We start from the raw sequence: 13,241 nt of genomic DNA on the forward strand, positions 1-13,241 counted from the left end.
CTCCTTCGCTCAGCCTAGCTTCTGCATATAGCGCATGCCGGTCACCGGCCGCGGCACGAAGCGCTCCGACTCGTAGAAACGATGCGCCTGGAAATTGCCGGTTGCAGCGCTGACGGCAAGGTAATCGCAGCCCGCCATCTTCGCCTGTTCCCGCGCCTTGGCGACGAGATGGCGGCCGATGCCTGTGCCGCGATGGCCGGGGCGCACGAAGAGGTGATGCAGCTCCATGCCACGCGCGCCTTCGGCTGCCCGGTATTGGGGAACGAGAATTGCGTAGCCGATCAGCTGGCCGCCGGCCTCGGCGACAAGGGCGGTGATCCAGGGGGTGCGGCCGAAGAGGTCGCGTTCGAGCTGCTCCGAGGTAAGCGGGGCGGCATCGCCGTGATGGGCGGAAAGCTCCGCGATCATCTCACGCAGTTCGGCGAGGTCGCGCAACTTGGCGCAGCGGATCGTCACCATCGGAGCGCGGACCGACGGAATAGGATGAAGGGAGGGGGTGGCAGTCTGCAGCATTCTCGGCTCCTATGGGTTTCCCGCCATCAGGTGCCGTGAAAAACAAAAGCCGCCTGATGGCGGCCTTGTTGAAAATGATCAGCAGGCCGCTCCTATCGGAACAGCCAAAAATACGCGCGGCAGATGGGTGCGTTCTTGATCATGCGCGTAGATTGTTCATTTCCGCGAATTTGTCAACGGGATACTTGGTACAAACATGCCTGAGTGCTCGCTGTCGCACAGCGAATGGTCGGCAAGGGCCCGGATGACATAGCAGTCGCCGATCGTGTGATCGCCGTGGCAGGCGACGATCCGCTCCAGTTCCTGCTCGAGCTTAGTGAGGCGGGCGATCTTCTCCCGCACCGAAGCGAGATGTTCGCTGGCAATGCGGTCCGCCTCGCCGCAGGGCCGTTCCGGATGTTCGCTGAGCGCCAGCAATTCCCGGATCGCTTCGATCGAAAGCCCGAGATCGCGCGCGTGACGGATGAAGGCAAGCCGCTCGAGCTGGCGCCGCTCGTAGCGCCGCTGGTTGCCCTCCGAACGTTCCGGCGCCGCGATGAGACCCATTTGCTCGTAATAGCGGATCGTCGGAATTTTCACGCCGGTCCGCCGGGAGAGGTCTCCGATCGAGTACATAGGCGCGCTCCATAGCTATAGTCTCTGGAGCTATATAGATACCGCTCCCTCAGGGCACAAGGCCGCCACATTCCCTGCCTAGCGAGTCAGAGCGTCGCATGGACGAAATTAATATTCGAGATCAGTAATTTAACCTCAGCGGCTGCTCGCTCGCCAAAAGGAGGAAAGACATGTCCCTGCTCATCAATCGCCGCAACATGCTGATCGGCACCGCAATGCTTTATCCGGCACTGGCGCTTGCCGGTGCGGCGCGTGCCGCCACTTCGACCGGTGACGATGTGACGAAACTGCTCGCCGAGCTCGAAAAGCGGACCGGCGGGCGCCTCGGCGTGGCCGTGCTCGATACCGAAACCAACATCTCCTTCGGTCACCGTGAGACCGAGCGCTTCGCCATGTGCTCGACCTTCAAGGCGCTCGCCGCTGCATGCGTGCTCGCGCGCGTCGATCGGGGCGAAGAAAAACTCGACCGGCGGATCACCTTCGGCAAGGATGTCCTGCTGCCCCATTCGCCGGTCGCCGAAAAGCATGTCGGCGGCAATGGCATGACGGTCGCCGAACTCTGCGACGCCGCGGTCACCATCAGCGATAATGCGGCCGCCAACCTGATGCTCGAAAGCTTCGGCGGCCCGGCCGGGCTGACCTCCTGGCTGCGGTCGATCGGCGACGGGACGACGCGCCTCGACCGAACCGAGCCGGATCTCAACGAAGCCAAATTCGGCGATCCGCGCGATACAACGACGCCGGTCGCGATGCTCGAGACCATCGGAAAGCTTGCCTTCGGATCGGTCCTGGCGGAGAGCTCGCGTCGACAACTCGTCGAATGGATGGTCGCCAACACGACCGGCGACGCGCGGCTTCGTGCCGGACTGCCGAAGGATTGGCAGATCGGTGACAAGACCGGCACGAGTTCGACCGGCGCAGTCTCCGATATCGGCTTTGCGGTGCCCAAGGGGCGCGGCCCGATCCTCATCACCGTCTATACCGGCGAAGCGAAGGTGGAGCCGGCAGAGCTCAATCCGTTGTTCGCCGAAGTCGGCAAAATTGTCGCCGGCATGGTCTGAGCGCTTCAGCAGGCGGGCCGCCGATGACCATCAGGGCAGCGTATAGGCGATCACATAGTCGCCCGGCTTGGTCCCGACCGAGCCGTGCCCGCCTGCGACCATCAGCAGATACTGCTTGTCGCCGACCATATAGGTCATCGGCGTCGCCTGGCCGCCGGCCGGCAGCCGCGCCTCCCAGAGCTGGTCGCCGGTGGTGACGTCATAGGCTCTCAGGAAATTGTCGACCGTGGCGCCGAGAAAGGCGACGCCGCCCTTGGTGATGATCGGTCCGCCGATGCCCGGCACGCCGAGCCTGAAGGGAAGCGGCAGCGGCGTCATGTCGTAGACCGTGCCGTTCTTGTGCTTGTAGGCGATCTTGCCGGTCCGGAGGTCGGCACCCGCGACATAGCCCCAGGGCGGCGCCTGGCAGGGAATCCGCAAGGGACCGAGGAACGGACCCATATAGACGCCGTAGGGTGCTCCCTCGTTGCGGTTCAGCCCTTGCTCGCTGCCCTTTTCGCCTTCGCCCTTCGGCGGGATTTCCTCGCGCGGCACGAGCCGCGAGGTGAAGGCGAGATGGGTTGGCATTCCGAACATCACCTGGCGCTCCGGGTCGACGGCGACCGAGCCCCAGTTGAAGGTGCCGAAATTGCCCGGATAGACGAGCGTTCCTTCGAGCGAGGGGGGCGTGTAGCGGCCCTCGTATTTTAACGAGAGGAACTCGATCCGGCAGGCGAGCTGGTCGAACATGGTAATTCCCCACATGTCGCGCTCCTGAAGCGGCGGCGGCATAAAGGTGAGTCCGGAGACCGGCTGGGTCGGCGCGGTGAAATCCTCCGCGATCGCGCCGCCGGGGGCGGGCACCTCCTCCACCGGAATGATCGGTTCTCCGCTGCGCCGGTCGAGCACATAGATGTCGCCCTGCTTGGTCGGCCCGACAAGCGCCGGCACGACGCTCCCGTCTTCCCTGGTGATGTCGAGGAGGGCCGGTTGCGCCGGCACGTCCATGTCCCAGAGGTCGTGATGCACCGTCTGCCTGACCCAGCGCACCGCGCCCGTGTTGATGTCCAGCGCGACGATCGAGGACGAGTATTTCTCCACATGCTCGCTCCGCCCCATGCCGAGTTGATCGGGAACCTGATTGCCGAGCGGGACATAGATCAGCCCGAGAGCCTCGTCGACGGAGGAGACCGACCAGCTGTTCGGCGAATTGGTCGTGTAGAACTGGCCGGGCGGCAGCGGCGCCGTCTGATCGGGGTTGCCGCTGTCCCAGTTCCAGATAAGCGCCCCGGTCTTGATGTCGAAGGCGCGGATGACGCCGGACTGTTCCTGGGTCGAGTAATTGTCGTTGACGGCGCCGCCGACGATAAGCTTGCCGGCGACGGCGACCGGGGGCGATGTCGAATAGTAATAGCCGGCGGGATTGTAGCGCATGCCCTGTTCGAGGTGCAGAACGCCCTGGTCGGCAAAACCGGTGCAGACCGTGCCGTTCGCGGCATCGAGCGCGATCAGGCGGGCGTCCGATGTCGGCAGATATACGCGTTCGGCACAGGCGCTGCCGGCGGCCGCCGCCGGATCGGCCCAATAGGTGACGCCGCGGCAGGTCTGGTGCTGGCGGTCCGGGTTCAGACCCGAGTTCGAATGATATTTCCATTTCTGCCGGCCGGTCGCAGCATCGACCGCGATCGCCCAATTATGCGGCGTGCAGAGATAGAGCGTGTCCTTCACCTTCAGCGGCGTCACCTGATAGGTGGTCTCGCCGATATCCTCCGGCAGCTTGACGTCTCCTGTCTGGTACTGCCACGCGACCTTCAGAGTCGCGACGTTCTCCCGGTGGATCTGGGCGAGCGGCGAATAGCGCTGGCCGAACAGCGTGCGGCCGTAGTGATGCCACTCGCCGGCCGGCACATTGCCGCCGAGGTTGGGGTTGCCCGCCGCGACGTCAGCCGGCAGGTCGCCGCGAATGTCATGGACGTCCTGCGTCATCGAATAGAGCGCGACGCCGATCGCGACGAGGCTGGCGAGCGCAAGTGGCCAGGCGGCTGCGCTGTAGTGTTCGCCCGACGGGCTGATGAAACCGAGCGGCCGCCGGATCCATGGCGTAAGCAGCCAGAGGCCCAGCAGGATGATCACACCGCCGCGCGGACCAAGCTGCCACCAGTCAAGCCCGACCTCCCAGACGGCCCAGGTAAGCGAGCCGAGGACCATCAGCGTATAGACCCAGATCGCCGCCGCGCTCTTGCGGTAGAGCAGCAATGCGGTGAGCAGGAACGCCAAGCCGGTGATGATGTAGTATGGACTGCCGCCGAGCAGGACGAGCCTTGTCCCTCCCGCACCGAGCACGAGACCTATCAGTGCGAAGAAAAGGGCGGTCAGGACAATCGGCATGAATTCGAACTCCCAAATTGAAGAACGATACGGCGGCACCTTCGGCCCGCCGGGCCGCACGGAACGGCAGACGAAGAACGAGCGCGGATTTCGCGACAATTCTCCCTCGCAAATTGTGCGCCTCATCCACAGCATCATTTGCGAAGGTAACGCGACGCAGGTGCCTTTCAATGTTGCCGCCTTCGGCGCAAGCGCCTTTGCATACGCCAGGCGTCGCGGCAGGACTTTGATTCCCCGGGAGTATTTTAAATTGGCGGCCCATTGGGCCGCGGAGGCCGAGGCGGGGCTGCGGCTTGTCAGGTGCCGCAGAAGGTTTGCAGCACTTCTTCGCCAGGTTGCGGCGGCTCGGCAAAGGCGGCATGTGCCGGCTGATCATCGTAAGGTTTGGAGGTCACCTCGAGAATCGCTTCGAAAAGCGAGAAATCCGCATGTTCGGTCGCCGCTTCGATCGCCTGCTCGATGCGGTGGTTGCGCGGAATGAAGGCCGGATTGACGGCGCGCATCGCTGCCGCTCTTTCGACCGGCCCGGGAGCTTCGCGCTCGAGACGGCGGCGCCAGTCCCCAAGCCATGGCGACAGTGCCTCGGGCGCCTGGAAGAGCTTGGCAAGCTCGGCATCGGCGCCTGCGTCTTCCGCCGACGCAGCGAGCCTTCTGAAGGTGAGGGTGAAATCCGCGCCCCCTTTGTGCATCAGCGCCAGCAAAGCCTGCACCAGCTCCAGGTCACCCTCTTCCGCCGTTGAGAGCCCGATCTTGCGGCGCATGCCGTCGAGCCATTGGTTCTGGAAGATAGCGCCATACTCGCCGAGGGCGTCATTGGCGAGGTTCACCGCCACGTCTGCCGTCGGATCGAAGAGCGTCACGAGTGTTTCGGCGAGCCGGGCGAGATTCCACTGGCCGATGGCCGGCTGGTTGGCATAGGCGTAGCGGCCGAACTGGTCGATTGAACTGAAGACCTTTTTCGGATCGTAGGCATCCATGAAGGCGCAGGGACCGAAGTCGATCGTTTCGCCGGAAATCGTCATGTTGTCGGTGTTCATCACGCCGTGAATGAAGCCGATGTGCAGCCAGCGCGCGATCAACGCTGCCTGCCGCTCCGAGACTGCCCTGAGAAGGCCCAGATAAGGGTTCTCGTCTGCCTTCAGTTCGGGGTAGTGGCGGTCGATCACGTAGTCGGCCAGTGCCTTGACCGAGTCCATGTCGCCGCGTGCGGCGAAGAACTGGAACGTACCGACCCGGATATGGCTCGCCGCCACCCGGGTAAAGACGGCGCCGGGGAGGATCTGCTCGCGATAGACCGGCTGGCCGGTCACCGTCGCGGCAAGCGCGCGGGTGGTCGGCACGCCGAGCGCATGCATCGCCTCGCTGACGATATATTCGCGCAGCACAGGCCCGAGCGCTGCCCGGCCGTCGCCGCGGCGCGAATATGGGGTCTGGCCGGGTCCCTTGAGCTGGATGTCGCGGCGTTTTCCATCACGGTCGACGACTTCGCCCAGCAGGATGGCGCGGCCGTCGCCGAGTTGCGGGACGAAGGTGCCGAACTGGTGCCCGGCATAGGCCATGGCGAGCGGCTCCGCGCCCGCCGGGACCATGCTGCCGGAGAAGATCGCGGCGCCGTCGCGCTCGAGCGCTTCGAGATCGAGACACAGCTCTTCCGCGAGCGGCCGATTGAACTTGATCAGCCAGGGCTCGGCAACAGGTGTCGGCTCGACCCGGGCGTAGAAATTCCCAGGCAGTCGCGCATAGCTGTTGTCGAAGGGAAACGGGGCTGTCGCCGAGCCCGGTTGCGGCGGTATGGAATTCATCACACTCCAGCGGCCCTGCCTAGCAAATACCGGCCGCCCTTTCCCGACAAGTCTACACGAGCGATCCGGTTTTCGCGAGCGTCGGGAATACTGGGAGCTCCTGCCGCCACTACGGCGGAAGGAGCTCTTCCGGTGGTCAAGCGCTCAGTGCGGTCGCGGGCAGGCAGACCTCGCAGATCGCCGCGATGTGGCGATGGTCGGTGCCGCAGCAGCCGCCCAGCACACGCAAATGCGGCATGCGGCCTGTGAGCGAACGATAGCGCCGGGCGAGATCGCCGATGTCTCCGATGTCCAAGGTCTCGCTTTCGTCGAGTTCGGCATGGCTCTTGGTCGAGGCGTTGGCGCGAATGCCGCCGATCCGCCGCACCCATGGCTGGCGCTGATCGAGGCTGCTTTCGAAATGGCTCGGATGGGCGCAATTGACCATGTAGTAATGCGGATAGCCTTCCGTCTCTGCGTCCACCGTTTCGACGGCTTCCTGGAGAGAGCCGCCCGTTACCAGCCGACCGTCGGTCTCGACGGTGAAGGAGATGGCGCAGGGCATGCCGTGTTTCCTGGCCGCTCTTGCGACGCCGATCGCCTCGTCGACATTCGTCATGGTCACCGCCGATACTATGTCGGCTTCGCTGCCGGCAAAGGCCGCGACCTGGGCGCTGTGATATTCCTCAGCTTCCTTCGCATTCATCAGGCCGGCCTTGTAGCCGTCGCCGCGGGGACCGATAACGCCGTTGAACACGATCGGGACCTGCGGCCGCTCGTACTGCGCCCGCAGTTCGGCAAGCAGGTGGGCGGCGTCCTGGTTGACCTGCCTGAGCGCCTCGGCGTCGTAGCCAAGTTTCGCGCCCCAGTCGGCATTGGCGCGCCACGTAGCCGTGTCGAGCACGAAACCGGTGTCGTGGAGCCGCGCGATCTCGAGATAGCGCGTGTAATAGCGCAACAGCTGCCGGCGGCCCTCCGGGGTCGACAGCAGGACGAAAGAGGCGAAGTGCGGCAGCTCGGCTCCTTCATGAAAGATCAGCGCCGTCTCCATGCCACCGTCGCTGAGGAATGTGCCACCCCGTAAAAGCGGCAGGTCATGTCGATACTTGGCGATTTCGTATTGCATCGTTCCCTCCCTTTTGCGGACGCTCCGGCGCGAGGTCTGAGGAATTTCTGCCGTTTTATCATCTGCTAAACTAGCCGGCTTGCGGTACACTATGACCCAATAAGCCGCATAGCGATGTTACATCAGGAACTTGCCGTAAGATTCGAGGCGACAGGCGAATGGCTCGCCGTCCTTTCCAGAGAGAAAACTTTACCGGCGGTACAGGAGTGCACCATGCGAAAGGGCGAGGAAACGCGTGCCAAGATCCTGGATGCTGCCGAAGCCGCAGTGCTGGCAAAGGGTTTCGGTGGCACCTCGATCGACGAACTGATCGTCGAGACAGGCATCACCAAGAGCGGGTTCTTCTATCATTTTCGCGACAAGAACGAGCTCGCCAAGGCGCTGCTCGAGCGCTACATCGACAATGACGAGCGCATCTACGACGAGATTTTCGGCCGGGCGCGCGAACTTGCCGACGACCCGCTGCAGGCGTTCCTGATCGGATTGAAGCTGCTTGCAGAATTGCTCTCCGACTTGCCGAACGGCCATCCGGGCTGCCTGGTCGCCACGATGTGCACCCAGGAGCGCGCCTTCGACCGCGAGATCCAGGAGATGAACCGCCAGGCGGCGCTGATGTGGCGCCGGCGCTTCGCCGCCATGTTCCGGGACATCATGCAGGTCTATCGGCCGCGGGAAGCGCTGGATGCGGATCAGCTCGCCGACATGGTCTCGACCGTCCTCGAAGGCGGTATCGTACTCTCAAAAGCCTTGAAGGAGCCGAAAAGCCTGCCCGACCAGCTCCTTGTCTTCCGCAGTTTCGTGCGCTTGCTGTTCCAGCCCGCCGCGTAAGGCCGCGGGGCGGGTCACGCGCCTTCATCCTCGAGAACCGCGGCGAGTTCCGCCAGCTCGCATACGGTGTTGAGGTTGCGTGCCGTACCCGATTTTAGCGCCGGCAGTTTGAGCTTCGACCGACCCGATCCATTCGGATAGTGGATATAGATCTCCCGCCCGTCGATCTTCACTTCTTCTCCGTCCGGTGCGACGAGCTTGTCGAACGCGTCCGCGGCGGGTGCTTCCGGCAGGAATGTGACGAGCAGGAAATTCGGCTTCGCGTCTGGAAACGGCGCCTTTGCGACAATCGCCTCCAGGTCACGGCGGCTGCGCAGAATGACGCCCGGCGTCTTGCCCATCTTTACCGTCAGCGCTTCCTCGAGTCTCGTTTGAACCTTGCCTTCGGCAAGCTCGGAGCGGAAGAGCACGTTGCCGCTCTGGATGTAGGTCTTGACATCGGCAAAGCCGAGGCCCTCGCAGAGGGCCTTCAGCTCCGCCATGGGAAGCGTAGCGGTGCCGCCGACATTGACCGCCCTCAGCAGTGCGACATAGACCGGCACAGGCGGTCCTCCTACATCCTGCCGGCGACCTTGATGGCGAAAGCGTATTCGAACGCGATTTCCTCCAGCCGCTGAAAACGGCCCGAGGCGCCGCCATGCCCGGCATCCATGTTGGTCTTCAACAGGATCGGCTCGCTGCCGGTCGTCTTCTCGCGCAGCCTGGCGACCCATTTCGCCGGCTCCCAATAGGTGACGCGCGGATCGGTCAGGCCGCCGAGCGCCAGGATTGCCGGGTAAGGCTTAGCTTCCACATTGTCGTAGGGCGAGTAGCCGGCAATGATGTTGTAGAACTCGGCGCTCTCGATCGGATTGCCCCATTCCGGCCATTCCGGCGGCGTCAGCGGCAGCGTGTCGTCCAGCATGGTATTCAGGACGTCGACGAAGGGGACTGCCGCGATGATGCCCCGGAATTTCTCCGGTGCCATATTGGCGATTGCGCCCATCAGCATGCCGCCCGCCGAGCCGCCCTCGGCGACGATGTTTGCGTAGGATGTGAACTTCTGCTGATTCAGATGGTCAGCCGCGGCGATGAAGTCCTTGAAAGTGTTGGACTTCTTCGCCATTTTTCCGTCTTCGTACCATTGAAAGCCCTTGTCCTTGCCGCCGCGGATATGGGCAATGGCATAGACGAAGCCGCGGTCGACGAGCGACAGGCAATTGGTGTTGAAGCCGGCCGGGATGGTGATGCCGTAAGCACCATAACCGTAGAGCAGGCACGGCGCCGAACCGTCGAGCGGTGTGCCCTTGCGATAGAGGAGCGTCACCGGAACCGACGCACCATCCTCAGCCGGGGCGAAGACGCGGCGGGTGACGTAGTCGTCCGGATCGTGGCCGGAGGGCACTTCCTGGGTCTTCAGGAGCGTGCGCTCGCGCGTCGCCATGTTGTAGTCGAAGAGCTGCGAGGGCGTCGTCATCGACGAATAGGAGAAGCGGATGACGTCGGTGTCGTATTCGGCCGCCCCCGAGAGCCCCAATGAATAGGCTTCCTCGGCAAAGGCGATCGCATGTTCTTCACCTGTCTTCCGGTCGCGGATGACGATCTCCGGCAGCCCCTCGCGGCGCTGCAGCCAAACGAGGTGACGGGCATAGGCCATGTGGCTGAGGATCAGCGTACCCGGGCGGTGCGCCACCACCTCACGCCAGTTTTCCTTCTGCGGCGCTTCCGCCGGCGCTTCCATGATCTTGAAATCCTTGGCGCCGTCGGCATTGGTGAGGATGTAGAAGACCTCGCCGCCCTCGGTCATGGAATATTCGAGACCGATGACGCGTTTCGCCACGATCTGCGGCTCGGCCGTCAGGTTCTTGGTCGAAAGCAGCCGGTATTCGCTCGTCTCATGATCATGGATGTCGATATAGATGAAGTCGTCGAGCAGCGATCCTCCGACAGACATGAAGAAGCCGGGGTCCGTTTCCTCGTAGACGAGCCGATCCTCGGACTGCGGCGTGCCGACGACGTGGTGGTAGATTCGCGACGGCCGGTGGTTCTCGTCAAGCACGGTGTAGAAGAAGCTCTGGCCGTCCGGTGCCCAGGCACCGCCGCCGCCGGTATTCTCGACTACGTCGGCCAGGTCCTCGCCGCTCGAAAGATCGCGCACCTTCAGCGTGAAATATTCCGATCCCTTGTCGTCGTAACCCCAGATGCCGCGGGCATGATCGCTCGAATGGTCGAGGCCGGCGATGCGGAAGTAAGCCTTGCCCTCAGCTTCCTTGTCGCCGTCGAGCAGCACCTGGCGGATCGTCTCGTCGCCCGCCGCTCCGTCGCGCGGGATGCGAAAATAGCGCGGATGCTCGCCGCCCTTCACATAGAACGTGCCATAGGCAAAGGCGCCGTCCTTCATCGGTACGGAGGAATCGTCCTCCTTGATGCGGCCGCGCATTTCGGCAAACAGCGCCTTCTGCAGATCCTTGGTGTCCGCCATCGCGGCGTTCATGTAGTCATTTTCCGCCTCGAGGTGCCGGCGAATTTCCGGATCGAGGGTCGACGGGTTCTTGAACATAGCCTGCCAGTTGTCGGCCCTCAGCCAGGCGTAGTCATCGGTCCGGGTGATGCCGTGGCGCGTATCCGTGAGCGGCTTCTTACGAGCGACGGGCGCGGCGGGCAGGTTTCTGAAAACGGACAAGGGTCTCTCCGGGATCTCTTCGGTGGGAGATCATGAGATAGAGAGCGCCCGGGCGGCGATCAAGCGGAAAGCGCCACCGGGCGCCGGCGGACAGAGCGACGGATTGCCAGCTAAGCTCAGGCTGCCGAAGCCGCGAGATTGAGGCCGATGCCCCACGGATCGGTGAGACGATGGATGCCGCCTTCCTCGCGCACGGGGATCTGGAGCTCGTCGAGCTTGCGAATTGCCGTCGCGAGCCTGTCGGTGTCCCGAAAGCGGATCGTGTAGTCTGAGAGACCGGTCATCTTGGCCTGGCGTTTCGCCGCCCCTCGCGAATTCCAGATATTCGCGGCCACGTGATGATGATATTTGCCAGTAGCGAAAAAGCTTGCTCCCGGATAGCGCGCCATCAGATCGAGGCCGAGGACGTCGCGGAAGAAGGCATCCGCCTGCGGAATGTCGGAGACCTGCAGATGAATGTGGCCGATCACGGTGCCGTCGGCAAGGCCGCTCCAAGCTTCCTCCGGCGCCTCGTCATAGAGCGACTGCAGGTCGAGCGGCAAGGTGTTCATCGCCACCGTACCGTCCACCTCGTAGCGCCATTCGCTGCGCGCCCGATCGCGATAAACCTCGATGCCGTTGCCCTCCGGGTCGGCGAGATAGATCGCTTCGCTGACGAGGTGGTCGGAGGCGCCCTGGAGGCGAACGCCGTTGTTCGCCGCGTGGGCAAGCCAGCGTCCCAGCTCCCGGCGATCGGGCACCAGGAACGCCGTGTGGAACAGACCGGGCGCGCTGCGCGGTGCCCTTGTCGCTTGCGCATCGGTTGTCAGCGTCAACAGAGGCCTTCCGGCGACCCCGAGCGTCTCGCCGCTGGCGCTCGCTTCGATCGAAGCGAGACCGAGCACTTTTTGATACCAGCTCGACACCATTGGCAGGTCCTGAACGACGAGATGCGCCCGGTCGACATAGGCGGGCATCGCCACCGCGTGGTCGGCGGGAAGGTTGGTCACGAGCTGCGATTTCATCGTCTTTTCCTTGAGCTACGCCTTTCGGGAGGCGCTCCGGGCTGCCGGGGCGCCGGAACCGTAGCCCAATATGAGCACGTGAAGGCGTTCGGGAAAGCCATTATATTACTTGATGTTGTGTTCGACGAACGTTGACGGTCGCGGCTGTCGCGCTACCTCATCATAGATGGTGCGAGCGCGGAAGCGGTGGCCGATTGATCTCGATCATGGTCGGAGTCGCCGCCTCCGCTCAATTTCGATCTGCAGGGCGGGAAAAGGCGGAAGAAAGTTACGCCGGAGTGCCGCCCTCGGATCCGAAGAATCGCCCGATTTCCAGCCGGCGACCGGAACGCAACAGAAGGAGCGTATCTGTATGTACAGGAAGATTATCGTCCCGATCGCGATGGATCAGCTCGAACACGGTGAATCCGTTCTCGGCATCGCCGAAAAGCTGATCGATGAGGGTGGAGAGATCATCCTCCTCAACGTCGTCGAGGACCTCAACGCCTACGCTCAAGGCTACATGATCGTCGATTTCCCGCTCGAGATGATCGAGGAATCGCGCAAGCATGCGGTCAAGACGCTCGAGGCGCTGAAGACCAAGCATGGCATCAAGGGACGGATCGAGATCCGCACCGGCGGGGCGGCCGGCACCATCAATGCGCTCGCCAAGGAAGAGAACGCGGACCTGGTGATCATTGCGTCGCACCGTCCGGGGCTGATCGACTATTTCATCGGATCGACCGCCAGCCGCGTCGTCAGCCACTGCCCCTGCGCCGTCCTCGTCGACCGCTAATCAACAAGAAGAATGCGGTGCGGCCATGCCGCGCCGCGACCCAAGGGAGCCCCATGATGGACAAATACGCGCTTGATGATTTCCGCGACAAGCTTCTGCGCCGCAAGGACGAGCTCTACGGCCGTCTGGTGAAGATCGAGGAAGATCTGGACCAGCCGATGAATGCCGACGTGCCGGATCGCGTCACAGAACGGGAAAACGATGAAGTGCTCGAAGGGCTGGGGCTCGCCGGCCAGGGCGAGATCCGCGCCATCGATGCGGCGCTCGACCGGATCGCGGCCGGAACCTACGGAATCTGCGCCCGCTGCGGAGACCCGATTTCTCAGGAGAGGTTGCATGCGGTGCCCCACGCTCCGCTCTGCCAGACTTGCGCCGCCGAAGTCGCCTCGCGCACCCGATGAGGGCGGCGCATTGCCGCCGCCCGAGCGGGCTTTGATACTCCCGCGCCCCCGGACCTACCCAACGAACAGGGCGCGCCGTGGCCTCGGCGCGGATCCAATCCAACATGC

General features: G+C 63.4%; 12 protein-coding genes. 4 read left to right on the plus strand and 8 right to left on the minus strand.

Annotated features, from left to right (window positions below; genetic code table 11):
* Positions 1–9: 9 nt before the first annotated feature.
* A complete protein-coding gene (locus tag SS05631_RS03305; protein ID WP_037379478.1) occupies positions 10–513 on the minus strand; it encodes a GNAT family N-acetyltransferase in 504 nt (167 codons plus the stop codon).
* Positions 514–669: 156 nt separating this feature from the next.
* Positions 670–1,128: a helix-turn-helix domain-containing protein gene (locus SS05631_RS03310; protein WP_050988153.1), complete on the minus strand. Its 459-nt coding sequence runs from the start codon at positions 1,126–1,128 to the stop codon at positions 670–672.
* A gap of 170 nt (positions 1,129–1,298) precedes the next feature.
* Here SS05631_RS03310 and bla point away from each other — a divergent pair, with 170 nt between their 5' ends.
* Positions 1,299–2,189, plus strand: a complete 891-nt coding sequence (gene bla, locus SS05631_RS03315) for a class A beta-lactamase (RefSeq protein WP_037413527.1) — start codon at positions 1,299–1,301, stop codon at positions 2,187–2,189.
* Positions 2,190–2,219: 30 nt separating this feature from the next.
* Here bla and SS05631_RS03320 read toward each other — a convergent pair whose 3' ends face one another.
* From SS05631_RS03320 to SS05631_RS03330, 3 genes are all read right to left on the minus strand, one after another.
* The gene (locus SS05631_RS03320; protein WP_037413768.1) at positions 2,220–4,556 is read right to left on the minus strand and encodes a glucose/quinate/shikimate family membrane-bound PQQ-dependent dehydrogenase; all 2,337 of its coding nucleotides are present in this window, start codon (positions 4,554–4,556) and stop codon (positions 2,220–2,222) included.
* A 296-nt stretch (positions 4,557–4,852) separates the two neighbouring features.
* Entirely contained in the window at positions 4,853–6,358 is a 1,506-nt protein-coding gene (locus tag SS05631_RS03325; RefSeq protein ID WP_050988154.1) for a protein adenylyltransferase SelO, read from the minus strand.
* Between the two features lie 136 nt (positions 6,359–6,494).
* Positions 6,495–7,451, minus strand: a complete 957-nt coding sequence (locus SS05631_RS03330; protein ID WP_037413773.1) for a homocysteine S-methyltransferase family protein — start codon at positions 7,449–7,451, stop codon at positions 6,495–6,497.
* A 225-nt stretch (positions 7,452–7,676) separates the two neighbouring features.
* Here SS05631_RS03330 and SS05631_RS03335 point away from each other — a divergent pair, with 225 nt between their 5' ends.
* A complete protein-coding gene (locus tag SS05631_RS03335) occupies positions 7,677–8,291 on the plus strand; it encodes a TetR/AcrR family transcriptional regulator (RefSeq protein ID WP_037413529.1) in 615 nt (204 codons plus the stop codon).
* Positions 8,292–8,305: 14 nt separating this feature from the next.
* Here the strand turns inward: SS05631_RS03335 and SS05631_RS03340 are convergent, their stop codons facing one another.
* The 3 genes from SS05631_RS03340 to SS05631_RS03350 form a co-directional block, all read right to left on the minus strand.
* Entirely contained in the window at positions 8,306–8,833 is a 528-nt protein-coding gene (locus SS05631_RS03340) for a DUF1697 domain-containing protein (protein WP_037413531.1), read from the minus strand.
* An 11-nt stretch (positions 8,834–8,844) separates the two neighbouring features.
* A complete protein-coding gene (locus SS05631_RS03345) occupies positions 8,845–10,953 on the minus strand; it encodes a S9 family peptidase (protein WP_037413533.1) in 2,109 nt (702 codons plus the stop codon).
* A 116-nt stretch (positions 10,954–11,069) separates the two neighbouring features.
* Complete coding sequence (locus tag SS05631_RS03350) at positions 11,070–11,957, minus strand: VOC family protein (RefSeq protein WP_050988155.1); 888 nt, start codon at positions 11,955–11,957, stop codon at positions 11,070–11,072.
* A gap of 352 nt (positions 11,958–12,309) precedes the next feature.
* Between SS05631_RS03350 and SS05631_RS03355 the strand changes: the two genes are divergently transcribed.
* A complete protein-coding gene (locus SS05631_RS03355; RefSeq protein WP_037413534.1) occupies positions 12,310–12,732 on the plus strand; it encodes a universal stress protein in 423 nt (140 codons plus the stop codon).
* A 56-nt stretch (positions 12,733–12,788) separates the two neighbouring features.
* Positions 12,789–13,133, plus strand: coding sequence for a TraR/DksA family transcriptional regulator (locus tag SS05631_RS03360; protein ID WP_037379501.1), 345 nt, complete (start codon positions 12,789–12,791; stop codon positions 13,131–13,133).
* The last annotated feature ends 108 nt before the right edge of the window (positions 13,134–13,241 follow it).

The sequence above is a fragment of the Sinorhizobium sp. CCBAU 05631 genome (assembly GCF_002288505.1).
In the GTDB taxonomy this organism is placed as follows: domain Bacteria; phylum Pseudomonadota; class Alphaproteobacteria; order Rhizobiales; family Rhizobiaceae; genus Sinorhizobium; species Sinorhizobium fredii_C.

Excerpts from the sequence above, each read along its gene's own strand:
- bla (WP_037413527.1), top strand. The coding sequence starts at position 1,299 with ATGTCCCTGCTCATCAATCGCCGCAACATGCTGATCGGCACCGCAATG.
- SS05631_RS03335 (WP_037413529.1), top strand. The coding sequence starts at position 7,677 with ATGCGAAAGGGCGAGGAAACGCGTGCCAAGATCCTGGATGCTGCCGAA.
- SS05631_RS03325 (WP_050988154.1), bottom strand. The coding sequence starts at position 6,358 with ATGAATTCCATACCGCCGCAACCGGGCTCGGCGACAGCCCCGTTTCCC.
- SS05631_RS03310 (WP_050988153.1), bottom strand. The coding sequence starts at position 1,128 with ATGTACTCGATCGGAGACCTCTCCCGGCGGACCGGCGTGAAAATTCCG.
- SS05631_RS03355 (WP_037413534.1), top strand. The coding sequence starts at position 12,310 with ATGTACAGGAAGATTATCGTCCCGATCGCGATGGATCAGCTCGAACAC.
- SS05631_RS03360 (WP_037379501.1), top strand. The coding sequence starts at position 12,789 with ATGGACAAATACGCGCTTGATGATTTCCGCGACAAGCTTCTGCGCCGC.
- SS05631_RS03305 (WP_037379478.1), bottom strand. The coding sequence starts at position 513 with ATGCTGCAGACTGCCACCCCCTCCCTTCATCCTATTCCGTCGGTCCGC.
- SS05631_RS03350 (WP_050988155.1), bottom strand. The coding sequence starts at position 11,957 with ATGAAATCGCAGCTCGTGACCAACCTTCCCGCCGACCACGCGGTGGCG.
- SS05631_RS03320 (WP_037413768.1), bottom strand. The coding sequence starts at position 4,556 with ATGCCGATTGTCCTGACCGCCCTTTTCTTCGCACTGATAGGTCTCGTG.